Raw genomic sequence first — 23,074 nt, 5'->3', positions numbered from 1 at the left:
CCGGGACACCACACAGCCCCTCCAACGGAAAGGACGAGGATCGTGCGCATCCCCGTGATGATCGCCCTCCTGCTCGGCGTCGCCGCTGCCCCGGCGCACGCGGACCCGGACATCGCCAAGGGCGAGACGGTGTTCAAGAAATGCATGGCCTGCCATGCGGTCGGCCCCGACGCCAAGGTGAAGGTCGGCCCGCCGCTCAATGGCATCGTCGGCGCCAAGTGGGCCCACTTCGAGGGCTATTCCTATTCGCAGGACATCAAGGACGGCGCCGCCGCCGGCAAGGTGTGGGACGAGGCCAACCTCAACGATTATCTCGAGAATCCCAAGCACCTCGCCCCCAAGGGCAAGATGGCCTTCGCCGGCGTCAAGAACGAGCAGGAGCGCGCCGATCTCATCGCCTTCCTCGCCCAGTTCAAGCCGGATGGCTCGAAGAAGTAGTTCGCGCGCCGCCCGCCGCACCGTTGCGGAGCGGGGCCGGCGGGTGGCACAGTTGAAGGCACACGGCGCGCCAGACGCCGATGACGGGAGGAAACCATGCCCCAGTTCGACCGCCGGGCCTTCCTCGGCACCATGGCGCTTGCGGGCGCCGCGCCGATCGCGGCCACGAGCGCCCATGCTGCCGTGCAGTCGCTCCAGCTCGCCGACATCAAGAAGGAAGCGGACACGGCCTGCGTCTACCACGTGGACTATGGCGACCATGCCCGCTTCGCCCAGACGCTGAACAACATCAACAACCACTACGCCTCCTACGGCGCGGACCCCTTCGCGCTGCAGATCGTGATGGTGGCCCATGCGGGCGGCATCAAATTCTTCCTCGACAATCTCAACGGCACCATGTGGGAGAAGGAAACCCTCGACCCCACGCTCAATGAGAAGATCGCCGCCCTCGCCAAGAACGGGCTGAAGGTCTACCTGTGCGCCTACACCTTCGAGCGCAACCATGTGCCCAAGGAGAAGGCGCGCGATGAGGCCTTCATCGCCTTCGTGCCCTCCGGCATCGCCACCGCCGGCGCATTGCAGGGCAAGGGGTTCGGCTACCTCAAGGTCGGCTGAAGACATGGCGCGCGCGGGCGTCTCGCGGCGGGCGCTGCTGGGCGGTTCGGCGCTGGCGGCGGCGCTGCTCTGCGCGCCGCACGTCGCGGCGCAGGCAAGGCCGCGCGTGGTGATTGTGGGCGGCGGCGCCGGCGGGGCGAATGCCGCCCGCGCCCTTCTGCGCGATGGCCGGGTGGAGGTCACGCTGGTGGAGCCGGAGCCGCTTTATGTGGCGGTGTTCCACTCCAATCTCTGGCTCGGCGGCTTCATCGATTTCGCCGCGCTGGAATTCGGCTATCAGGGCCTCGCGCGGGCCGGCGTGCGCCTCGTGCCGCAAAGGGCCGACGCCATCGACCGGGAACGGCGGGAGGTGCGCCTCGCCGGTGGCGGTCGCCTTCCCTATGACCGCCTCATCCTCTCCCCCGGCATCGATCTCGATTATGACAGCGTGCCCGGGTGGAGCCGTGCGGACGAGACGGCGATGCCCCATGCCTGGAAGGGCGGCGCCCAGCTGCGCCTCCTCAAGGAGCGGCTGGATAGCGTGCCGGACGGCGGCCTCATCGTCATCATCGCCCCGCCCAACCCCTTCCGCTGCCCTCCGGCGCCCTATGAGCGCGCCTCCATGATGGCCCATCGCCTGAAGACCACCGGGCGTGGCGGGGCGCGCATCATCATCGTGGACCCGAAGCCGAAATTCTCCATGCAGGGCCTCTTTCAGGAGGGCTGGGAGGGCCATTATCCTGGCATGGTGGAATGGATGGCGCCGGACATTTCCGACGGCCTCGTCTCGGTGGACCCGGCCACCGGCACGGTCGTCACCGGCTTCGAGACCTATCGCGAGGCGGCGCTGGTGAACGTGATCCCGGCGCAGAAGGCGGGCGCCATCGCCCGCGGCGCGGGGCTGGCCGATGCCTCGGGCTGGTGCCCGGTGGATGCCGCCTCCATGGCCTCGGCGCTGGACCCCGCCGTGTTCGTCATCGGCGATGCCGCCATCGGCGGCGAGATCCCGAAATCCGCCTTCGCCGCGGGGAGCCAGGCTGATGTGGCGGCGCGGGCGCTGCTCGCCGGGCTGTTCGGAGATGCTGTCCGGCCGGCCAGCTATGCCAGCACCTGCTGGAGCCTCATCGCGGCCGACGATGCCGTGAAGGTGAGCGGGCTCTACCGCCCGGTGGATGGCCGCATCCGCGAGGTGGAGGGCTCCGTCTCCGGAGCCGGCGAGCCGCCCGCCCTGCGCCGCCGCCAGCAGGAGGAGAATGCGGACTGGTACCGCGCCACGGTCGCCGGCATGTTCGGCTGAGCGGCGCTCCGGGGCGGTGCGCTATTCGTAGAGATAGCCGACCGGGCTGCCGGCGAGGCGATCGCTGCGCAGATCCGCGCGGGTGATGATCTGGCCCGCGAGGGCGTCGATCTCGTCCCGCTGGCCGGGCGTCCACATCCTCAGGGCATCGAAGCCGTTGAGGAGGCCGAGCCGCAGGATCTGCGTGTCCTCGCCGATCTCCGCGAGCCGGATGGCGCCCGCGCCGGCGGTCACCGTATCGCCCGTGGCCAGCTCGATGATCTTGCCCGCGCGATCCGCGAAACCGGCGGTGCCGCGGATGATGCGGTAGACGACGACCTCGCCCTTCGCCAGCCCCTCCGCATCGGCCGCCGCCGCCGACTTGGGCAGCGCAGCGCCGCCGCGCGGATCGGTGGCGATGATGTGGCCGGTGACGAGATGGCCGCTCGGCGCCTCGATGCCGAGGTCACGCACATGCACCGGCATGGGGGAAGCCACCGGCCCCAGCGCATCGGCCGGATAGGGGCGGAACAGGGCGTCGAGGGCGAGGGGGTCCTGAACCCAGAAGCCCGCGCCCACCGGCCGGTTGTGCAGTGGATGCTTCCAGGCGGTGCGGGGCGTCTCGTCCTCGCGGATCTCCTGCGGGCCGACCACGGTGGGGTTCGGGAAGGTGGAGGGATCGGTGATGAAGGCTTCCAGGAACTTGCCGGAATAGCCCATGCACAACGGGTCCGGCACCACGGTCTGCGGCGTCTTCAAATTCTCTTCGGTCGAGAGACCCGACCATGTGTAGAAGAGCTGGCGGTGGACGATGGCGCTCTGGAGCATCACCGCGCCGGGCCCCACATAGTGGACCTTGCCGTCATAGTCGAAGGTGAACATGCCGGAGGTGACGAGTACCAGCTGGAAGCCGCCGGGCGGCAGGTGCAGGTGGAAGTCGGTCGGCCCCGTGTCGTCCCGGTAGATGGGCAGGTTGGTGGCCACCTCCTGCAGCAGGAAGGCGCCGTTATTGGCATGGAGGCCTTCCAGCGCGCGGTGATAGAGCGCCTGCGGCCGGTACACCGGATCGTAGCTGATGTCCTTGTAGCGATCGATGGCGATGAAGGCGTCGCGATTGAGCGCGATGCGCGCGCCGTCCGGTCGCATGAGGCCAGGCCACTTGAAATCGACCATGGACTGCAGACCCATAGCAATCTCCCGGTTGGGAAGCGGGTGCGGGACGGTGATGTCACGGACTATAGTCTGTCGCTGGTGCGCGGCGTCAATCGAATAGTTCGAGAGAGGCCGATGCGGAGAGAAATGGGCCAAAAAATCTCGTGACCATGCGCAAGATTTGCACTTCTGCTTATGATTTGACTTTTTGCTGCTCAAGCCGGGTGCAGGCGCGCCGGCCCGTCGCCGCACCGTCGCGTCGCCGATGGATGCTGTGAGCCGCGCCGGACGCTGCTATGAGAGCGGCGGAGCCAGCCCAGGCGAGGAGCATCCGTGACCGACGACACTTTGCCCAACGTAACCGAGGCCCTGTTTCACGTCCCGAGCCTCGACCGGCTGCTCCCGGCCGCGCCCTCGCGCCATCCGCCGCGCATCCTGCTGCTCTACGGCTCGCTGCGCGAGCGCTCCTATTCCCGCCTGCTGACGCTGGAGGCGGAGCGGCTGCTCAATCGGCTCGGCGCGGAAACGCGGGTCTATCACGCCGATGGCCTGCCTTTGCCCGATGGCGCCCCGGTGGAGCATCCAAAGGTGGCGGAGCTGCGCGAGCTCACCTTGTGGTCCGAGGGGCAGGTCTGGTGCAGCCCGGAGCGGCACGGCGCCATGAGCGCGGTGATGAAGGCGCAGATCGACTGGATCCCCCTCGCGCTGGGCGCCATCCGCCCCACGCAGGGCCGCACGCTGGCGGTGATGCAGGTGTGCGGTGGCTCGCAATCCTTCAACGCGGTGAACCAGATGCGCATCCTCGGCCGCTGGATGCGCATGCTCACCATTCCCAACCAGTCGTCCGTCGCCAAGGCCTATCAGGAGTTCGACGAGGCGGGCCGGATGAAGCCTTCCGCCTATTACGACCGGGTGGTGGACGTGATGGAAGAGCTGGTGAAGTTCACGCTGCTGACGCGCGACATCTCCCCCTATCTCACCGACCGCTACAGCGAGCGCAAGGAAGCGGCCGAGGCGCTGGAGGCGCGGCTCGCCCTCGGCGCGGCCGTGCGGTGAGCGCCGCCGCATCGCCGGCCGGGACAGGCGGCGCCGGCCGTTCGGTCATCGCCGCGCTGGGCGTGGTGCAGATCCTCACCTGGGGCTCGTCCTTCTATCTGCTCACGGTGCTGGCTGGGCCGATCTCTGGGGATACGGGCTGGCCGCTGCAATGGATCGTCGGCAGCCTCTCCGTGGGGCTTCTGGTGGCGGGGCTGGTCTCGCCGAAGGTCGGCGCGCTGATCGATGCCCGCGGCGGGCGGCCGGTGCTGGCGGGCGGGTGCGCGCTGCTGGCCTGCGGCCTCGCCTTGCTGGCGCTGGCGCAGGGGCCGGCAATGTTCATGCTGGGCTGGTGCATTGCCGGCGCAGGCATGGCGGCGAGCCTCTATGACGCGGCCTTCGCCGCCCTTGGCCGGCTCTACGGGGCGGGCGCGCGGCGGGCGATCACCATGCTCACTTTGTGGGGCGGCTTCGCCAGCACGGTGTGCTGGCCCATCACCGCCTTCCTCGATGCGCATCTGGGCTGGCGGGCGACCTGCCTCGTCTATGCGGGCCTGCATCTCTTCGTGTCGATCCCGCTGGTGCTGGCCTTCATGCCGGCGATCGCATCTCGGGCGGAGACCGGCCGGCCGGCGCGGGGCGGGCCGGTGGTGCTTGGCGGGCCCGAGCGCATCTCCTTCCTGCTCATGGCCGGCATCGTCACCCTCATCGGCACCATCGCCTCCGCCATGTCGGTGCAGGTGCTGGCGCTGCTCCAGTCGCGCGGCCTGAGCCTCGCCGAGGCGGTGGCCGCCGGGGCGTTCATCGGCCCGTCGCAGGTGTTCGCGCGGATCATCGAGCAGGCATCCGGCGGGCGGCATCATCCGTTGTGGACGATGATCTGGGCGGTGGCGCTGATGGGGCTGGGGCTGGTGATGCTGGCGGCAGGCTTTCCCATCGTCGCCGTGGCGCTGGTCGCCTATGGCGCCGGCAACGGCATCTTCTCCATCGCCAAGGGCACGGTGCCGCTGGCCGTGCTGGGGGCGGAGCGCTACCCCGTCCTCGCCGGGCGCCTCGCCCGTCCGGCTTTGCTGGCCCAGGCGCTGGCCCCGCTGGGCGCGGCGCAGCTGCTCGCGGCCTGGGGGGCGGGCGCGGCATTCTCGGCGCTGATCGGCCTGTGGCTCGCGGCGGCGGTGCTGCTCGCGCTGCTCTGGCGGCGGGTGTAGCCCTTAGCCTCTCTCGCCCAGGAGAAGGGCGAAGGGCCAGTCCATGTTGGCGGCGAGATCGGCCGTGGACAGGACAGGGGCGAACAGGCCGGGCACGGCGAAGCGCCAGCGGAACCCGTCCGGCAGCTTTATCCCCTGCCACGCGGCCGGTTGAAGGCCGCCGGCCGGCGTCACCTGCTCGAAGGTCCTTACCGGGCAGGCGACCAGCAGCGCCCTGCCGCCGCCCGTGCGCAGGAAACCGACCATGGGCACGGCGCCGCCCGCGTCCAGCGGCACATACTCCCCGCGAAACAGCTCCGACTCGTCCGCGCGCAGCCGGAGCAGCGTGTGGATGAGGTGCTGCTTGCGGGCGTCGGCATCCTCGGGCGGGGCGTCGAGGCCGGCGCGGCGACGGGCGAAATCCACCGGGCGGCGGTTGTCCGGGTCCACCAGCGAGAGGTCGAGAAATTCCGTGCCCTGATAGAAATCGGGAATGCCGGGGGCGGTGAGCTTGAGCACGCTGGCCACCAGCCCTTTCGCCTCCGCCGCCGGGCGGATGAGATCGACGAAGCGGGAGATTTCCCGCCGCATGTCCGCCCCCTCCGGCGCGGTGAGGATGAAGCGGGCAAGGCCCTGCGCCTCGGCCTCGAAAGCCTCGTCCGGCCGGTCCCACGAGGTCGCGCGCTTGGCTTCGCGCAGCGCCTTCATCTGCCAGCTCTCGACGCGGGCGAGGAAGCCTTCCATGCCGGAAGCATCGTCCGGCCACGCGCCCACCAGCGTCTCCAGAAGCATGATGCGGTCGGCGGCATCCACGGTCGGCGCCTGTCCCTTCAGTGCCGCCAGCCAGCGGTCGAGGAGGGCGATCCACAAGTCGGCGCATTCGCTGAGGATGGAGAGGCGCGCCCGCACGTCCTCGCCGCGCTTGTGGTCGTGGGTGGCGCTCGCCAGCATGGCGGCGGGCCAGTGCGCCGCCCGCGCGGCGGCGGTCCGGTGCCAGTCGGCGACGCTGCCGCCGCCCGTGGCGGGGTTGGAGCCCACCTCGTTGCGCGAGAGCAGCGGGCCGTAGCGGTAGAAGGCCGTATCCTCCACCGACTTGGCCGCGACGGGGGAAGACAGCTGCTCGAAGCGGGTGATGGCCGCGCGCCGCAGGTCCTGATGGGGTGCGTCCGCCGCGAGGGGGCCGAGCCATGCGCCGATCCGGTCGAGGTGCCATGCATCGCCGGGGAAGACGCTGTCGTGTGCTGCCGCGATGGCCTCATGCAACGCATCCGCTCCCGTTTCGCCCGTGCCTGCCGCGTAGGTGCGATAGCGGGGGAAGTGGACGAGGATTTCGATGAGGCAGCGCCGGAGCGCCGGTCGCGGCCGGTCCCGGTCGGCGAGATCGGCGGCGGCGAGCGCGGCGAGGGCATCCACCGCGCTTTCCAGCGGCGCGGTAAAGGACCGGGCGATGATCTCCCGCCGCGCCGGCTCTTCCTCGGCGGAGAAGGCGGCGGGACGTCCGGTGCGGGCGGCCCAGTGGGCCGTGAGGCGCTCGAAGCCGGCCGCGTCGTGGAGCAGGCGGCTCACCTCCTCCATGAAGTCGTAGCCGGTAGTGCCGTCCACCTCCCAGCCGGGATCGAGGCTCTCGCCCGCCGCGAGGATCTTCTCCACCACCAGCCAGGCGCGCCCGCGCAGCGGCGCCGTCCGCAACGCCTCTCGCGCCGAAAGCTCCGCCCGCAGCCGCCGGCAATAGGCGCCGGGGTCGGCGAGGCCGTCCACATGGTCCACGCGCAGGCCGTCGATGAGGCCTTCCGCGTAGAGGTCCAGCACCGTGGCGTGGGTGCGCTCGAACACGCCGGGGGCGTCGGCGCGCAGCGCCGCCAGTTCCGTCACGTCGAAGAAGCGCCGCCAGTTGATGGCGTCCGGGGCGGTCCGCCAATAAGCGAGGCGATAGTGCTGGCGCTCCAGAAGCGCGTGGAGATGCCGGGCGGCCTCCTCCCCGGCCAGACTGCCGGCGGCGGCGGGATCGGCCTCCAGCGCCTCGGCATCCTCCGGCCGCAGCGGGAAGAGGTGGTGGAAGTAGCGCACCGCCCAGCCGGCCTCGGAATCGCGCACCAGCTTGAGGTCGCCGGCGGCCAGCACCTCGTGATAGGGCGCGCCGAGGAAGGGGGCGAGCAGCCGCCCGCCGCCGGCCTTAAAGTCGATGTCGAACAGGGGCGCGAAGGGACTGTCGGGGCCGCGCCGCAGCACGTCGAGCCAATAGGGGTTCTCGTCGCCCCCGACGCCCATGTGGTTGGGCACGATGTCCACCACCAGCCCCATGCCGTGGCCGCGCAGTGCCGCCACCAGACGGCGCAGGCCCGCTTCGCCGCCGAGTTCGGGATTGACGTGGGCGGGGTCCACCACATCGTAGCAGTGGGTGGAGCCCGCCCGCGCCTTCAGGATGGGCGAGGCATAGAGGTGGCTGATGCCGAGATCCGCGAGATAGGGCACCACCGCCGCGCCGTCGTCGAAGGTGAAGCCCTTGTGGAACTGCAGGCGATAGGTGGCGCGGGGGAGGTCAGAGGTCATCGCTGGTCGGCCCCTTCGCCGCGGGTCCGCTGGAGGAGGGAGAGCCGGGCCCTGACCCGGGGCGCGGCGAGGAGGTCTTCGGCCGGCGCGGACAGGCGGCGGCGCCAGTTGGGGTGCTCGTCGACGGTGCCGGGCAGGTTGGGGCTCTCGTCGAGGCCGAGCAGGTCTTCCAGCGGGATGATCGCGAGGTCGCACGCGCTTTGCGCCACATAGGCGACGGCGGCGTCCACCGCGCCGTCCGCATCGTCGAGCGAGGCGGCGATGCCCGCCGCGGCCGCCGCCGTGGCGAAGGCCGTGCGCTCGCCCGCGCGGGCGGTGAGGGCTTCGGCTGCCACGTCCGACGCGGTGATGCGGGCGCGCCAGTGGAGGTCGCGGCCGTGCCACCAGCCGGCGATGGTGGGCAGGTCATGGGTGGAGGTCATCCCCACCGCCTCCGCCTGCCAGTCCTGCGGCGGCCGGAAGCCACCGTCCTCGTCGCGCTCGAACGGCAGCACGCGCATGCCGAGGATGCCGCGCGCCGACATCTCCTCGCGCAGACCTTCCGGCACCGTACCGAGGTCCTCGCCGATGGCGATGGCGCCATGCGCATGGGCCTCGATGGCCACGAGCCGCAGGAGGTCCTGAAGCGGATAGCTGAGATAGGCGCCCTCTCCGGCGCCGGCGCCGTCCGGCACGAGCCACAGGCGGCGCAGGCCGAGGATGTGGTCGATGCGCACCCCGCGGGCATGGCGGAGCGCCGCGCGGATGGCCGCGAGGAACGGCTCGAAATTCTGCGCCGCCAGCGCCGTGGGCGAGATGGCGGTGAGGCCCCAGTTCTGCCCGGCCACATTGATGAGGTCCGGCGGCGCGCCGATGGCGAGGCCGGCGAGGAGATCACCCGGCCGGCTCCACGCCTGACTGCCGGCGGGATCGAGCCCCACCGCGAGATCGGCGATGAGGCCGATGCCCATGCCGGAAGCCCGTGCGTGGGCCTGCGCGGCGGCGAGGCTGCGGGCGGCGAGCCATTGCAGGAAAAGGTGAAAGCGCACCTCGTTCGCCTGCGCGGATGCGAAATCGGCGACTTCAGGGCTTTCGGGATCGCGCAGCGGCGCGGGCCATTTCCGCCAGTCGGGGCCGTGGCCCTCGGCGATCATGGTGGCGTGCAGCGCCTCGAACAGAGCGTGGCGGGCGAGGTCGTCGCCGGGCAGCGCGGCAAAGGCCCTGAAATCGCCAGCGGCCTCGGGGTAGGCGTCCAGCGTGTCGAACAGCCGGCGCAGGTAAGCGAGCTTGCGGCGCGCCGCGCGGGGCCAGTCGATGAAGGCGTCCGGACCCTCGTCCTCGCCATCGATCACCCCCGGCGGGAAGAAGGCGGCGATGTCGGCGAGGAGGGGATTGAGCGCCAGCCGGCTGGAGGGCGAATAGGGGCTGAAGCGCTCGGGCGCGGCGGAGAACAGCGCATGCAGTGGGCTCAGCGCCACGGCATGGGCGCCGAAGCCCGCCAGCCGTTCGGCCAGCGCCGCGACGGCGCCGAGATGGCCGATGCCGCCATCCCCCGCCTGGCGCAGCCCATAGACCTGCGCCGCCACACCGAAGGCCCGCGCGCGGCCGGTCCTCTCGGCCACCGAGGGTGCGCGGCGCGGGGCCACCGCGAGGCGCAGGCTCTGCGCGCCGATGCTGAGCACGTGATAGCCGGGCGTCTCCGGCGCGGTGAAGACCGAGCCCTCCCGATGCGGCCGCAGCATCACGCGGCGGGGCGTCTCGCCCTCCAGCTCGGCCGGGACGGAAGGAACGATGCCCGGCAGCACCACCTCCCGGCCGGCATCGGCGGTCATCAGCCCCGGCAGCCCCTGCGGCGCTTGAAGGGCGGCGAGGGAGCGGCGGATATCAGCCGGCGTGCCGCAGGGATGGCCGAGGGCGCAGAGCACGCGCTCCAGCGTATCCGCGGGTACGCGGTGGGGACGCGCGAAGGCATCGGCCCATTCGATGGAAACACCGGCCGCGCGGGCCAGCGCCTCGATGGGCAGGGGATCGGGCCTGCGGCGCGCCGTCATGCCGGTGCGCCTTCGAGAAAGGCGAGGGTGGCGCGTGGGGGAATGGCGAAATCCTCCACCGCGCCGCTGGACACGATGAGGTGCAGCGCCGCCGGCAAATCGGCAGGGCAGGGCTCCCCGCCGAAGTTGGCGGCGAGGGTGAGCACCGCGCCGTCGCCCATGCGCCAGCGCGCGACCACCGCGTGGTCGGACACCGCCTGCGCGCCGAGGCTCGCGGCACCCTCAAGGCGCGGCACCACATGGGTGTGGCGGGCGGCGATCATGTCTTCCACGAAGTCCTGCCACTCCTCCGCGTCGGGTGGCGGCACGGGGATGGAGGCGGCGAAGGTCGCCTGCGCATTGGGGTCGGGAATGGTGGCGCGCCGCGCGGGATCGGCGAAGGCGGAGAAGCGGGCGAACTCCGCCCGCCGGCCCTCGCGCACCAGGTCGGCCAGCCCTTCCGCGTGGTCGGTGAAGAACAGGAAGGGCGTGCGCGCGCCCATCTCCTCGCCCATGAACAGCATGGGGATCTGGGGGCTGAGCAGCACCAGCGCCAGCGCCGCACGCACGCCGTCGGCATCGGCCAAGGCGAGAAGGCGCTCGCCGAAGGCGCGGTTGCCGATCTGATCGTGGTTCTGGGCGAAGGCGACGAAGGCGGTGGGGGGAAGGTGTGCGCTCGGCGTGCCGCGCGGCCGGCCGAGGTTCGGCGCCGCCTCGCCCTGATAGGCGAAGCCCTCGGAAAGGCAACGGGCGAGGCGATGGGCGGGCGCGTCGGCGAAGTCGCCATAATAGGCATCGCCCTCGCCGGTCAGTAGTACGTGGAGGCAATGGTGGATGTCGTCGTTCCACTGGGCATCGAACGGGCGCGGCAGCAGAGCGGCGTCGTTGTGCTCGTTTTCCAGCACCAGATGCACGGGACGATCCGCCGGGATGCGGGCGCGAATATCGCGGCCGAGGGCAGCGAGCGCTTGTGGTGGCAGGATGGCGTGGACGGCATCGAGCCGCAGCCCGTCGAAGCGGAACTCCTCGATCCACATGAGCGCGTTTTCGAGGAAGAAGCGGCTCACCTCCGGCCGGTCGAAGGCCACCGCCGGTCCCCATGGGGTCGCCTGCTCCGGGTGGAAGAAGTCCGGCGCGTAGAGGGCGAGATAATTCCCGTCCGGCCCGAAGTGGTTGTAGACCACGTCCAGAAGCATCATCACGCCATGGGCGTGGGCGGTGTCGATGAGGGCCTTCAGCTCCTCCGGCGTGCCGTAGATGGCGGCGGGGGCGAAGGGCAGCACGCCGTCATAGCCCCAGTTGCGCGTGCCGGGAAACGCTGCGATGGGCATCAGCTCCACCGCCGTGATGCCGAGGGCCGCCCATGCGGGGATTTTCTCCGCCACCCCCGCGAAGCCGCCGCACAGGCCGGCATGGACTTCGAGGATCACCGCCTCATGCCACGGCCGCCCGGCCCAATCCGTGCACCAGCGATACGCGCCGGGATCGGTGACGATGCTGAAGCCGTGGACATCCCCCGCCTGCGCCCGCGACGCGGGATCGGGAACGGCAGTGCCGTCCTTCAGGCGGAAGCGGTAGAGCGTGCCCGGCCCCACCGGCGCCTCCGCCTCGAACCATCCGCCCGCGCGCGGCGCCATGGCAAGGCGCACGCCGGTGACCAGCTCCAGTTCGATGGCCTCGGCTCCCGGCGCCCAGAGGCGGAACAGGGTTCCGTTGGCGGTGAGGATGGGGCCGAAGGCGGTCGTGGTGTCGTACCCCCTCCCGCTCATGCATTGCCCCCGGCGATGCGCCCGCGCAGCAGCACGAGGGACTGGGGCGCCACCTCCACCTCCTCGCCTTCCACCAGCATCTCCGGCGCGCCGGGATTGGCGCTGTCGATCATCAGGATGACCGGGCTGGGCGGGGGAATGCGGAAGGCGCGCGGCTCCTGGGTGGCGTTCAGCATCAGCGTCATCACGCAGATGGTGCCGTCGTCGCCATGCGCGGCCCGGCGCAGGGTGAGCAGGCGCGCCTCCGCCGCGTTCCAGTCGTCCGGGGAGGGCGTGCCGGCCTTCTCGTCGAACCATGCAATGTCGGTGATGCCGGGCGCCAGCTCCCGGTCGCCATAGAGGAAGGAGCGGCAGCGCAGGAGCGGAAAATCGTGGCGTGCCTTGGCGAGCACCGCGACGAAATCGGCGAGGATCTGCCCGTCTGCGCCTTCCAGCAGCGACCAGTCGATCCACGACGTCTCGTTGTCCTGGCAATAGGCGTTGTTGTTGCCGTTCTGCGTGCGGCCGAACTCGTCGCCGGCGAGCAGCATGGGTGTGCCCAGTGCGAGGAAGACGGTGGCGAGCATGGCCCGCTCCAGCCGGGCGCGGCGCTCGCGGATTTCGGGATCGTCGGTGGGTCCCTCGGCGCCCCAGTTGGCGGAATAATTCTCCGAATGGCCGTCGCGATTGTCCTCGCCATTGGCCGCGTTATGGCGCTCCGCGTAGGAGACGATGTCCCTCAGGGTGAAGCCGTCGTGGGAGGCGATGTAGTTCACCGAGGCCCACGGCCGCCGCGCGCGGCGGTCGAAGATGTCGCCGGAGCCGGAGAGGCGGGCGGCCAGCTCGCCGCGCTGGCCCGCATCGCCGCGCCAGAAGCGGCGGACCGTGTCGCGGAAGCGGTCGTTCCACTCGGCGAAGCCCGGGGGATGATGGCCGAGCTGGTAGCCGCCGGGGCCGATGTCCCACGGCTCGGAGATGAGCTTCACGCGCGAAAGCACAGGGTCCTGCCGGAGCACATCGAAGAAGCCGGAGCCGGGATCGAAGCCATGCTCCTCGCGCCCCAGCGTGACGCCGAGATCGAAGCGGAAGCCGTCGATGTGATAGTGCGTCACCCAGTAGCGCAGGGAATCCACCACCATCTGCAGCACGCGCGAATGGGAGAGGTTCAGCGTGTTGCCGGTGCCGGTGTCGTTGATGCAGTAGCGCGGCTCGTCCTTCACCAGCCGGTAGTAGGAGCGGTTGTCGAGACCGCGGAAGCTCAGCGTCGGGCCGAGCTCGCTGCCCTCGGCGGTGTGGTTGTAGACCACGTCCAGGATCACCTCGAGCCCGGCCGCATGGAGGCGGCGCACCGCCACCTTGAACTCGTTGCGGTCGCCGGCGGAGAGATAGCGCGGCTCGGGGGCGAAGAAGGAGAGGGTGTTGTAGCCCCAGTAGTTCCTGAGCCCCTGCGAGACCAGATAGCGGTCCTGCACGAAACCATGGACGGGCAGCAGCTCCACCGCCGTCACGCCCATGCGCTTGACGTGCTCGATGAACGCGGGATGGGCGAGGGCGGCAAACGTGCCGCGCTGGTGCGGCAGCACGTCGTCGCGCAGCATGGAGAGGCCGCGCACATGGGCCTCGTAGATCACCGTGTCCGACCACGGGGTCTGGAGCGGCCGGTCGTCGCCCCAGGAAAAGCTGTCGTCCACCAGCACGGCCTTGGGCATGGCCACCGCGCTGTCGCGCCGGTCATAGGAGAGATCGCCCCGGCCGGAGGCGACGCGATAGCCGAACAGCGCGTCCGACCACTGCACCTGCCCGGCGATCTGGCGGGCATAGGGGTCGAGCAGCAATTTGTGCGGGTTGAAGCGGTGGCCCTCCTCCGGCTCGTAGCGGCCATGGGCGCGGAAGCCGTAGAGCAGGCCCAGATGGGCGTTGGGCAGGTAGCCGTGCCATACCTCGTCGGTGCATTCCGGCAGCGGCATCCGGGCGATCTCCCGCCGGCCGGAGGGATCGAACAGGCACAGGTCGATGCCGTCCGCATTGGCGGAGAAGACGGCGAAGTTGGCGCCCAGCCCGTCCCATGTCGCGCCCAGCGGATAGGGCTGTCCGCTTTCAAGCCGCTCCGGCCGCGCCATCAGTTTTCTCCTGTGTGGACAAAGAGGAGTGTGGACAGGGGAGGCAGCGTGAGGTCGAGGCTCTGGCCTTCGCCGTGGGCCGGCTCCTCCCGCGTTTCGACGCCGCCGTAATTGCCCATGCCGGAGCCGCCATAGAGCGGCGCGTCGGAGTTCAGCACCTCGCGCCAGCGCCCGGCCGCGGGCACGCCGATGCGATAGCCCTGCCGGGGCACCGGCGTGAGGTTGATGACCGCCAGCACCGGCGCCGCAGCGGGCGCGAGGCGCAGGAAGGCGAGGACGCTGTTCTCCCGGTCGTCGCCGACGATCCAGCGGAAGCCCTCGGGCCGGTCGTCCAGCGCGTGCAGCGCCGGCAGTTCGCGATAGAGGCGGTTGAGGTCGCGCACGAAGCTCTGGATGCCACGATGGGCGGGATCGTCCAGCAGGAACCAGTCGATCTCCCGGTCGTGGCTCCACTCGCGCTCCTGCCCGATCTCCCCGCCCATGAACAGCAGCTTCTTGCCGGGATGGGTCCACATGAGGCCGAGCAGCGCCCGCAGGTTCGCCCGCTTCTGCCAGGTGTCGCCCGGCATCTTGCCGATGAGCGAGCCCTTTCCGTGCACCACCTCGTCATGGGAGAGGGGCAGCACGAAGCGCTCGGAGAAGGCATAGACGAGGGAGAAGGTGAGTTCGTCGTGGTGGTGCCGGCGATAGACGGGCTCGCGCGCCATGTAGTGGAGCGTGTCGTGCATCCAGCCCATGTTCCATTTGTAGGAAAAGCCGAGCCCGCCGTCCGCGCTGGGACTGCTCACGCCCGGCCATGCGGTGGATTCCTCGGCCAGCGTGATGGCGCCTGGGCAGCGCTCGGCCACCACCGCGTTGAGGTGGCGCAGGAAGTCCACGGATTCCAGATTCTCCCGCCCGCCGAAGCGGTTGGGGATCCATTCGCCGGGCTTGCGGCTGTAGTCGCGGTAGAGCATGGAGGCCACCGCATCCACGCGCAGCCCGTCCACGTGGAAATGCTCCAGCCAGTGGAGCGCCGAGGCGATGAGGAAGCCCGCCACCTCGCGCCGGCCGAGATTGTAGATCAGCGTGTTCCAGTCCTGGTGGAAGCCCTCGCGCGGGTCGGCATGCTCGTAGAGCGCGGTGCCGTCGAAGCGGGCGAGGCCGTGGGCGTCGGACGGGAAATGCGCCGGCACGAAATCGACGATGACGCCGATATCCGCGCGGTGGCAGGCATCCACGAAGGCGGCGAAATCCTCCGGCTCGCCGAAGCGGCGGGAGGGGGCGAACAGGCCGAGGGGCTGATAGCCCCACGAGCCGGTGAAGGGATGCTCCGTCACCGGCAGCAGCTCCACATGGGTGAAGCCGAGATCCTTCACATAAGGCACCAGCCGTTCGGCGAGCCCCAGCCACGACAGCGGCGCGCCGGTGGCGGGATCGCGCCGCCAGGAGCCGGCATGCACCTCATAAATGCTGATGGGCGCGGAGGGCGCATTGCGCGCGGCGCGGGACGCCATGAAAGCCTCGTCCCGCCAGCGGTGGGTGCGGGGGGAGGGGACGACGGAGGCCGTTTCCGGCGGCAATTGCGTCGCCCGCGCCACTGGGTCCGCCTTCAGCGGCAGCAGCGCGCCGTCCGGTCCGACGATCTCGTATTTGTAGAACGCACCCGGGCCGACGCGGGGAATGAAGATCTCGAACACCCCGCTGGCGCCGCGCCGGCGCATGGCATGGCGGCGGCCGTCCCATCCGTTGAAGTCGCCGACGACGCTCACCCGCCGCGCATTGGGCGCCCATACCGCGAAGCGCGTGCCGGCAACATCCTCCACCCTCACCGGCGCGGCGCCGAGCGCATCGGTGAGACGGAAGTGGCGGCCCTCGGAGAAGAGATGCAGATCAAGGTCGCCCAGCAGCGGGCCGAAGGCGTAAGGGTCCTCGGTCTCCTCCGTGCGTTTCGGCCAGCGGATGGAGAGGCCATAGGCGCCTTCGGGGAGAGGCCCGCAGAACAGGCCATCAATGGGCCCCGGCTCCAGAAACAGCGCCTGCGGCCCGGCCTTCGGCAGCACCGCTACCGCTTCCGCGCCCGGCACGAACACGCGCACATAGCGGCCGTGCGGCCCCTCATGCGGGCCGAGCACGGCGAAGGGGTCGTCCAGCCGTCCGCTGGCGAGCTGATCGAGCACGGCGGGATCGAGCGGCGGCACGCGGCTCATCTCCATGCGGTTCATCTGCACGCTGTTCATGCGCCGGCATCCGGCGGCAGGTCCGCGACGAGGCGGGCGAGGCTGCCGAGGGCGATGGGGAGCCAGTCCGGCCGATTGTCCATTTCGTAGGTCACCTCGTAGGCCGCCTTTTCGAGGAGGAACAGGCGGAGCAGAGCGTCGTCGCGCTCCGCCTCCGCGCCGCGCGTGTCGAGGCCGGCGCCCTTGCGATAGGCGTCGAGCAGGGTCTGCGGCACGCGCGCCTGGAAGAGATCGGCGAGGCGGCCGAAATTGGCGTCGCCCGCGGCCTGCGAGGGGCGGCGTCGGGCGCGCACGGCATAATCCAGCGAGCGCAGGATGCCGGCCACGTCCCGCCAGCCGCTGTCCTTGGCGCGGCGGGCCTCCACCGGCAAAGCGGGCTCGCCCTCGAAATCGATGATGACGGCATCGCCCTGCGCCACCAGTACCTGGCCCAGATGGAAATCGCCGTGGATGCGGTGGAGCCGGGCGCTTTCGCTGGCGGCGATAAGCCGTTCGATCTCGGCGCCAATCGCCGCGCGGCGATCAAGGATGCAGGATGCCTTCTCCCGGTCGCGTTCGGCGAGCGTGTCGAGGCGGGCGGCGAGGCCCTTCAGCGCGGCGTCCATGCGGCCGCCGATGCGGCTGCGCCATGCCTCCAGCGCTGTGCCGCCGGCGGGCTCCGGCGCGAAGGCGGGATCGTCCGTTTCCGCCGCGAGCAGCCGGTGCATCTCGCCGAGGCGCAGGCCGAGATGCTCGGCGAAGCGCAGATAGGGGGCGATGAGGTCGTCCTGCTGGATGTCCTCGTGCCCCACCTCGTCGGCGGCGCGCTGGAGGAAGGAGAGGGTGAAGGTCCAGGCGTCGCCCTCGCCGGCCACATAGGCCTGCAGCACCGCGAGCACCTGTGGCGCGCCGCTATCCGGCTCGTGGACGATCTCGCCCAGCAGCGTCGCGGTGTTGGCGAAGCCGCGCTCGGTGAGCGCCCGGCTCATCTCCGCCTCGGGGTGGATGCCCGGCGTGATGCGGCGGAACAACTTGAGAATGGCCTTGTCGCCATAGATGAGCGACGAGTTCGACTGCTCCGCCGAAAGAAACCGCACCGGCGCGCCCTCGGTGAGCGGGACGCTCTCGAAGGCCGGCGTCCTGCGGAAGATGATGCGGCCCTGCGAGCTCGCCACCTCGCCGTCGCGGGCGATGAGGTCCATCACGTCGGCGGCGAATTCCGGCAGCGCGAAAGCATCGGTGAGATAGCCGGTGCGCCGCCCGCGCCGCACGCGGGAGAGCGCCAGCTGCTGGGGCAGGGACTGGCCCGCCTCATCGTCCCACGAAATGCCGACGGGGAGCTGGTAGAGGTCCGTGCCGCTCGCCCGTTTCGTCTCCACCATCACGAAGGCGCGCTCGCGCTTCTTGCCGAGCCGCGCGGTCATGGCGACGCGGGCGGACTGGAGAGCATCGCCCTTGCCCGCGAACCAGCGCCGTTTGGGCAGGTAGGCCGGCAGCACATCGGCCTCGAAGCTCTTGCGGTGGGCGGCGGTGATCATCTCTTCCGGCGCGCCCTTGAGCACGAAGGTGAGATATTCCGGCATGGCCTCGGGGGCCGGGGTGTGCCAGTCCGGGGATTGCGCGTCGGTGGCGAGGAGGAACCAGTAGAAGCCATAGGGCGGCAAAGTGAGCAGATAGGTGAGCTGGCCGATGGGCGGGAAGGGCGAGGAGCCCAGCAGTTCCAGCGGGATGCGCCCGGAAAACTCCGAGAGGTCCAGCTCCACCGCCTGCGGCGAACGGGAGAGATTGGCGACGCACAGCAGCGTCTCGCCCTGGTGCTCGCGCAGATAGGCGAAGACTTTCCGGTTCTTCGGATAGAGAAAGCGCAGCGTGCCGCGCCCGAACGCCGGGTGGGCGCGGCGCACGGAGAGGAGCTTGCGCGTCCAGTTGAGCAGCGAATGGGTGTCGCGGCTCTGCGCCTCCACATTGATGGCCTGGAAGCCGTAGAGCGGGTCCTGAATGGGCGGCAGGACGAGGCTCGCGGGATCGGCCTTGGAGAACCCGCCGTTCCGGTCGGGAGACCATTGCATGGGCGTGCGCACGCCGTCGCGATCGCCGAGGAAGATGTTGTCGCCCATGCCGATCTCGTCGCCGTAATACATGACGGGCGTGCCGGGCATGGAGAGGAGCAGCGACTTCATCAGCTCCACCCGCCGGCGGTCGCGCTGAAGCAGGGGCGCGAGGCGGCGGCGGATGCCGAGATTGATGCGGGCGCGCCGGTCGGCGGCATAGAAGTTCCAGAGATAATCGCGCTCGCTGTCGGTGACCATCTCCAGCGTCAGCTCGTCATGATTGCGCAGGAAGATGGCCCACTGGCAGTTTTCCGGAATATCCGGCGTCTGGCGCATGATGTCGGTGATGGGGAAGCGGTCTTCCTGCGCGATGGCCATGTACATGCGCGGCATGAGCGGGAAGTGGAACGCCATGTGGCATTCATCGCCGTCGCCGAAATACTGCTGGGTGTCCTCGGGCCACATATTGGCCTCGGCCAGCAGCAGTCGGTCGGGATAGGCGGCGTCCAGCTCCGCGCGGATGGCTTTGAGGATGGCGTGGGTCTCGGGCAGATTCTCGTTTGAGGTGCCCTCGCGCTCCACCAGATAGGGCACGGCATCGAGCCGCAGGCCGTCCACGCCGAGATCGAGCCAGAAGCGCATCACGCCCAGAACCGCCTTCAGCACGGCGGGATTGTCGAAGTTCAGATCGGGCTGGTGGGAATAGAAACGGTGCCAGAAATAGGCGCCGGCCACCGGATCCCACGTCCAGTTCGACTTCTCGGTGTCGAGGAAGATGATGCGCGTGCCGGCATAGGCCTGGTCATTGTCCGACCAGACATAGAAATTGCGATGCGCCGAGCCGGGCTTGGCGCGCCGGGCGCGCTGGAACCAGGGGTGCTGGTCGCTGGTGTGGTTGATGACCAGCTCGGTGATCACCCGCATGCCGCGCGCATGGGCCTCGCGGATGAAGCGGCGCGCGTCGGCCATGGTGCCGTAATCGGGGTGAACGTTCTTGTATTCGGAGATGTCGTAGCCGTCATCCCGTCGCGGCGAGGGATAGAAGGGCAGCAGCCAGATGCAGGTGACGCCGAGGCTCGCGATGTAATCGAGCTTGGAGATCAGGCCCGCGAAGTCGCCGATGCCGTCGTCATTGGCATCGAAGAAGGACTTCACGTGCAATTGGTAGATCACCGCGTCCTTGTACCAGAGGGCGTCATCGCCGGTGGTGGAGGTGGCGGTGGAGGCGGGGGCGGAATGAACGTTCATGCGACGCCTCCCACGGGGCGGATGCGCCAGATGGCGTAGGGCAGGTCGGCCGGATCGAGGTGGATGGTCTGCATCTTTCCGGTCCATGTGAAACGGGTGTCGCGCAACAAATCCTCGACCTCCACGGATGCGTGGTCGGGTAGGCCGAATTCCCACAGGGGGACTTCGAAGGCGGCGCTGCGCGGTGCGTGGGGATCAAGGCTCACCGCCACGAGCACCATCTCGTCCTCGCCGGGCAGGCGTTTGCCAAAGTAGAGAATCTGGTCGTCGAAAGCGTTGTAGAAGGTGACGTTGAGATGGCCCTGCAGCGCCGGATAAGCGCGACGGATGGCATTGAGGCGGGTGATCTCGGCGACGATATTGCCAGGCGCCGAGTAATCGCGCGGGCGGATCTCGTATTTCTCGCTGTCGAGATATTCTTCCTTGCCCGGCACCGGCGCCGCCTCGCACAGCTCGAAGCCGGAATAGAGGCCCCACAGGCCCGACAGCATGGACGCCAGCGCGGCGCGGATGAGGAAGCCGGGGCGGCCGGAGCGCTGGAGGAAATAGGGGTTGATGTCCGGCGTGTTGACGAAGAAGTGCGGGCGGTAGACGTCCCGCGCCGGCGCCCGGTTCAGCTCTTCCAGATAGTCGCGCAGCTCGGCTTTCGTGTTGCGCCAGGTGAAATAGGTATAGGATTGCGAAAAGCCGATCTTGCCGAGGCGATACATCAGCTTCGGCCGGGTGAAGGCTTCGGCGAGGAAGATCACGCCAGGGTCGCGGCTGCGGATGTCGGCGATCAGCCACTCCCAGAAGGGGAAGGGCTTGGTGTGGGGATTGTCCACCCGGAAGATGCGCACGCCGAGGCGCACCCAGCCTTCCACCACGTCGCGCAAGGCGAGCCAGAGGTCCGGCACCGCGCCCTTGGCGTAGAAATCGACGTTGACGATGTCCTCGTACTTCTTCGGCGGGTTCTCGGCGTAGCGGATGGTGCCGTCCGGCCGCCACTGGAACCAGTCGGGATGCGCCTTCAGCCAGGGATGATCCGGCGAGCACTGGACGGCGAAATCGAGCGCGATCTCCAGCCCCTCCGCGCGTGCCGCCGCCACCAGCGCGCGGAAGTCCTCGAACGTGCCGAGCTCGGGGTGGATCGCCTCGTGCCCGCCCGCCTCGGCACCGATGGCATAGGGGCTGCCGGGATCATCCGGCCCCGCCTGAAGCGCATTGTTGCGGCCCTTGCGATGGCTGCGGCCGATGGGATGGATGGGCGGGAAATAGAGCACGTCGAAGCCCATGTCCCGGATCGCCGGCAACCGGCCGACCACGTCGCGCAGGGTGCCGTGGCGGGCGGCATCGTCGGTGACGGAGCGGGGGAACAGCTCGTACCAACTGGCGAACTGCGCGGCCTCGCGGTCGCATTCGATGGGGTAGAGCTGCGCCGCGCCGGTGGCGAAGGCGCGGGGATTGGACTCGGCCATGGCGGCCGCGAGGGCGGGGGAGAGCAGCGCCTCCACGGCGGCGGCCTCGCCGTCCTTCAGCCGCCTCAGATGGTCGCGGATGACGCCGCGGGGGCCCTTCGGTGCGCGCTCCAACGCCTCTTCAAGCAAAGCGCGCCCCTCGCTCACCTCCACGGCGAGCTTTTGGCCCGCCGCGCGCTTCTTGCCGAGGTCGCGGCGGAAGGTGCCGAAATGGTCCCACCAGGCCTCGATGAGGAAGTCGTGGCGACCCACGCGTAGCAGGGGAAAGTGCGCCTGCCAGCGGTCGTTCACGGTGGGCACCAAAGGTGCGCGATGCCATGTCTTCTCGTCCGCGGCGCGCCAGCGCAGCTCGGCGGCGAGCAATTCGTGGCCGTCGGCGAAAATGTCCGCCTCCACCGTCACCACGTCGCCCACGCAGCGCTTCACCGCGAAGCGGCCGCCGTCCACGCTCGGCGTCACCCGCTCGATGGCGATGCGCGGTGCGGATGTGAAGGGCGCCACGGCCGGGCGTGGCGCGAGGATGGGCGGCGTCGCGGCGAGATCGATGGCGGCGGTGCCGCCGGGGGGCAGTTGGTCCGGCACGGTGCCGGCCAAAGCGAGGCCGAGCCGCGCGGCGGCGTCCCGCACGCTCAAGGGCGCGGAATGGTCGAGAGCGGCGTTGAAGGCGAGGAGCCGCGCGCTGTCCGGGCCATCGGCCTTCACCAGCGTCGTCTCCGCGCCGGGCGAGGTGAGCTGGCGCAGGCGGCGGACCGCCACGGGCGCGGCATTGAGGGCGGCGATCTGCGCGGAGAGGTCGAAGCCCGCGGCATCGTCCAGTCCGGCGTCTGCCTCCATGAAAGGGGTGCGCGCGCCGTGCTCGAACCCCATGGGCATCAGCCAGCCGTCGGCGAGTTGCGCAGCGGCAGCGAGCGCGAGGCGATGGCGGGCCTCGGCGGTGGCGTCCGGTCCGCGCGCGGCGAGGCGCGGGCCGAACGGATCATCGCAGAAGCCGATGAGGCGGGCGTGGGGGCGCAGGGCGTTGAACTCCTCCACCAGCCAAGGCGCGCGGCCATCCCACCACGCGCTGGAGGTGGTGACGAAATCAAAGGCGTCCGCAAGGTCGCGGACCCGTTCGCGCGGCAGGCCCGGCGTCCAGCCCAAGGCGATGAGACCCGCGCTGCGGGCGGGGCCAAGCAGGCGGTGCCAGACTTCGGCCGGCAGCGCCCCCGCCGCGTGGCAGCGCACGCCGCTGATGCCGGCGCGGCGCCAGCGGTCGAGATGCCCGGCCCAGAAATTCGTGAAGCGGGCGGCGGCCGCCTCGTCCGCCAGCGTGACGCCATGGCCGGCGCTCGCGGGCGAGACGCGCGGATCTCCTGCCGTCCCCGCGCCGCTCCAGCAGTCCGGCAGCGCCGCGAGAAGGTCGCCATTGCCGGCCTGCGTGCAGGCGAAATCCATGAACACGGCGAGGCCGTGGGCTGCCGCCGCATCCGCAAGGCTTCGAAAGGCGTCTTCGGGCCGCTCCCCGTCAAGCGGCGGGGCGAGCGTGTCAAGGGTGCGGGTGGCGAACCAGCTGTGCGGCTCCACCGGGAACGGCCAGCCGAGGAGCAGCGTGTCGAAGCCGAGCGCGGCGATCCGCGCAAGGAAGGCATCGCGCGCAGCGCCCCTAGGCATCGCGCGCGGGGGCACATGATAGAGCCGGGGACGCGTCATGCCCGACACCGGCAGAATCCGTCCGTATTCGCCCTCCATCGTCTGATGGTGCACGTCTTGCCCTCGCCGATACCGTTGCCTGTGGTGAGACAATGTCTTGGGCGGCGGGGTGTTCCGCACTGCGCAAATTATGCTGCGCAGGCGTTGGCGAGACCTTGGGAGGATTTGTTGCGCTACGTAACTCAAGGTTAACCATGATGGGAAATTCTGGGACCACCCGAAACGGCTGCTTCGCTGTCGCCGACCGGCGCCCCTCAAGGGGCCGGCCGCGTGCGCGGACGTGCGCCGAATTCCCGGTGCTGCGCCAAAGGGGGCGCGTGCGGGA

Annotated in this window: 13 protein-coding genes; 5 read left to right on the top strand and 8 right to left on the bottom strand. The window is 70.0% G+C overall.

Going from position 1 to position 23,074, the window contains the following annotated elements:
• Positions 1 to 57: 57 nt before the first annotated feature.
• The 3 genes from D7006_RS19915 (at position 58) to D7006_RS19905 (ending at position 2,329) form a co-directional block, all read left to right on the top strand.
• The gene (locus D7006_RS19915) at positions 58 to 438 is read left to right on the top strand and encodes a cytochrome c family protein (RefSeq protein WP_237356959.1); all 381 of its coding nucleotides are present in this window, start codon (positions 58 to 60) and stop codon (positions 436 to 438) included.
• Positions 439 to 534: 96 nt separating this feature from the next.
• Positions 535 to 1,053 carry a DsrE family protein gene (locus tag D7006_RS19910; RefSeq protein WP_169123771.1) on the top strand — a complete coding sequence of 173 codons (519 nt, stop codon included), beginning with the start codon at positions 535 to 537 and terminating at the stop codon, positions 1,051 to 1,053.
• Positions 1,054 to 1,057: 4 nt separating this feature from the next.
• Entirely contained in the window at positions 1,058 to 2,329 is a 1,272-nt protein-coding gene (locus D7006_RS19905) for an NAD(P)/FAD-dependent oxidoreductase (RefSeq protein ID WP_237354290.1), read from the top strand.
• Positions 2,330 to 2,350: 21 nt separating this feature from the next.
• Here D7006_RS19905 and D7006_RS19900 read toward each other — a convergent pair whose 3' ends face one another.
• Positions 2,351 to 3,496 carry a hypothetical protein gene (locus D7006_RS19900; protein ID WP_237354289.1) on the bottom strand — a complete coding sequence of 382 codons (1,146 nt, stop codon included), beginning with the start codon at positions 3,494 to 3,496 and terminating at the stop codon, positions 2,351 to 2,353.
• A 297-nt stretch (positions 3,497 to 3,793) separates the two neighbouring features.
• Between D7006_RS19900 and arsH the strand changes: the two genes are divergently transcribed.
• Both arsH and D7006_RS19890 read left to right on the top strand, forming a co-directional pair.
• On the top strand, positions 3,794 to 4,516 hold the full coding sequence (gene arsH, locus D7006_RS19895; protein WP_305852681.1) for an arsenical resistance protein ArsH: 723 nt from the start codon (positions 3,794 to 3,796) through the stop codon (positions 4,514 to 4,516).
• Positions 4,513 to 5,700, top strand: a complete 1,188-nt coding sequence (locus D7006_RS19890) for an MFS transporter (RefSeq protein WP_237354288.1) — start codon at positions 4,513 to 4,515, stop codon at positions 5,698 to 5,700. The genes arsH and D7006_RS19890 overlap by 4 nt, the downstream gene beginning before the upstream one ends.
• 3 nt (positions 5,701 to 5,703) lie before the next feature.
• Here the strand turns inward: D7006_RS19890 and treY are convergent, their stop codons facing one another.
• From treY to D7006_RS19855, 7 genes are read right to left on the bottom strand one after another with little or no spacing between them, the layout of a single operon-like run.
• On the bottom strand, positions 5,704 to 8,229 hold the full coding sequence (treY, locus tag D7006_RS19885) for a malto-oligosyltrehalose synthase (RefSeq protein WP_237354287.1): 2,526 nt from the start codon (positions 8,227 to 8,229) through the stop codon (positions 5,704 to 5,706).
• On the bottom strand, positions 8,226 to 10,259 hold the full coding sequence (gene malQ / locus D7006_RS19880; RefSeq protein WP_237354286.1) for a 4-alpha-glucanotransferase: 2,034 nt from the start codon (positions 10,257 to 10,259) through the stop codon (positions 8,226 to 8,228). The genes treY and malQ overlap by 4 nt, the downstream gene beginning before the upstream one ends.
• Positions 10,256 to 12,007 (bottom strand): malto-oligosyltrehalose trehalohydrolase, encoded by a 1,752-nt coding sequence (gene treZ / locus D7006_RS19875; RefSeq protein WP_237354285.1) that lies wholly within the window; start codon positions 12,005 to 12,007, stop codon positions 10,256 to 10,258. The genes malQ and treZ overlap by 4 nt, the downstream gene beginning before the upstream one ends.
• Positions 12,004 to 14,106: a glycogen debranching protein GlgX gene (gene glgX, locus D7006_RS19870; protein WP_237354284.1), complete on the bottom strand. Its 2,103-nt coding sequence runs from the start codon at positions 14,104 to 14,106 to the stop codon at positions 12,004 to 12,006. The genes treZ and glgX overlap by 4 nt, the downstream gene beginning before the upstream one ends.
• On the bottom strand, positions 14,106 to 16,310 hold the full coding sequence (gene glgB, locus D7006_RS19865) for a 1,4-alpha-glucan branching protein GlgB (protein ID WP_371745133.1): 2,205 nt from the start codon (positions 16,308 to 16,310) through the stop codon (positions 14,106 to 14,108). Before glgB ends, glgX begins: the two co-directional genes overlap by 1 nt.
• An 11-nt stretch (positions 16,311 to 16,321) precedes the next feature.
• Entirely contained in the window at positions 16,322 to 19,603 is a 3,282-nt protein-coding gene (gene treS, locus D7006_RS19860) for a maltose alpha-D-glucosyltransferase (protein WP_237354283.1), read from the bottom strand.
• Positions 19,600 to 22,803, bottom strand: coding sequence for an alpha-1,4-glucan--maltose-1-phosphate maltosyltransferase (locus tag D7006_RS19855; protein ID WP_237354282.1), 3,204 nt, complete (start codon positions 22,801 to 22,803; stop codon positions 19,600 to 19,602). Before D7006_RS19855 ends, treS begins: the two co-directional genes overlap by 4 nt.
• Positions 22,804 to 23,074 lie beyond the last annotated feature (271 nt).

The organism is Xanthobacter sp. YC-JY1, from assembly GCF_021730305.1.
GTDB lineage: Bacteria > Pseudomonadota > Alphaproteobacteria > Rhizobiales > Xanthobacteraceae > Xanthobacter > Xanthobacter flavus.
This window is presented reverse-complemented; position numbering and strand designations above follow the sequence as displayed.

Excerpts from the sequence above, each read along its gene's own strand:
- D7006_RS19915 (WP_237356959.1), top strand. The coding sequence starts at position 58 with ATGATCGCCCTCCTGCTCGGCGTCGCCGCTGCCCCGGCGCACGCGGAC.
- D7006_RS19910 (WP_169123771.1), top strand. The coding sequence starts at position 535 with ATGCCCCAGTTCGACCGCCGGGCCTTCCTCGGCACCATGGCGCTTGCG.
- D7006_RS19905 (WP_237354290.1), top strand. The coding sequence starts at position 1,058 with ATGGCGCGCGCGGGCGTCTCGCGGCGGGCGCTGCTGGGCGGTTCGGCG.
- D7006_RS19900 (WP_237354289.1), bottom strand. The coding sequence starts at position 3,496 with ATGGGTCTGCAGTCCATGGTCGATTTCAAGTGGCCTGGCCTCATGCGA.
- treY (WP_237354287.1), bottom strand. The coding sequence starts at position 8,229 with ATGACCTCTGACCTCCCCCGCGCCACCTATCGCCTGCAGTTCCACAAG.
- malQ (WP_237354286.1), bottom strand. The coding sequence starts at position 10,259 with ATGACGGCGCGCCGCAGGCCCGATCCCCTGCCCATCGAGGCGCTGGCC.
- treZ (WP_237354285.1), bottom strand. The coding sequence starts at position 12,007 with ATGAGCGGGAGGGGGTACGACACCACGACCGCCTTCGGCCCCATCCTC.
- glgX (WP_237354284.1), bottom strand. The coding sequence starts at position 14,106 with ATGGCGCGGCCGGAGCGGCTTGAAAGCGGACAGCCCTATCCGCTGGGC.
- glgB (WP_371745133.1), bottom strand. The coding sequence starts at position 16,310 with ATGAACCGCATGGAGATGAGCCGCGTGCCGCCGCTCGATCCCGCCGTG.
- treS (WP_237354283.1), bottom strand. The coding sequence starts at position 19,603 with ATGAACGTTCATTCCGCCCCCGCCTCCACCGCCACCTCCACCACCGGC.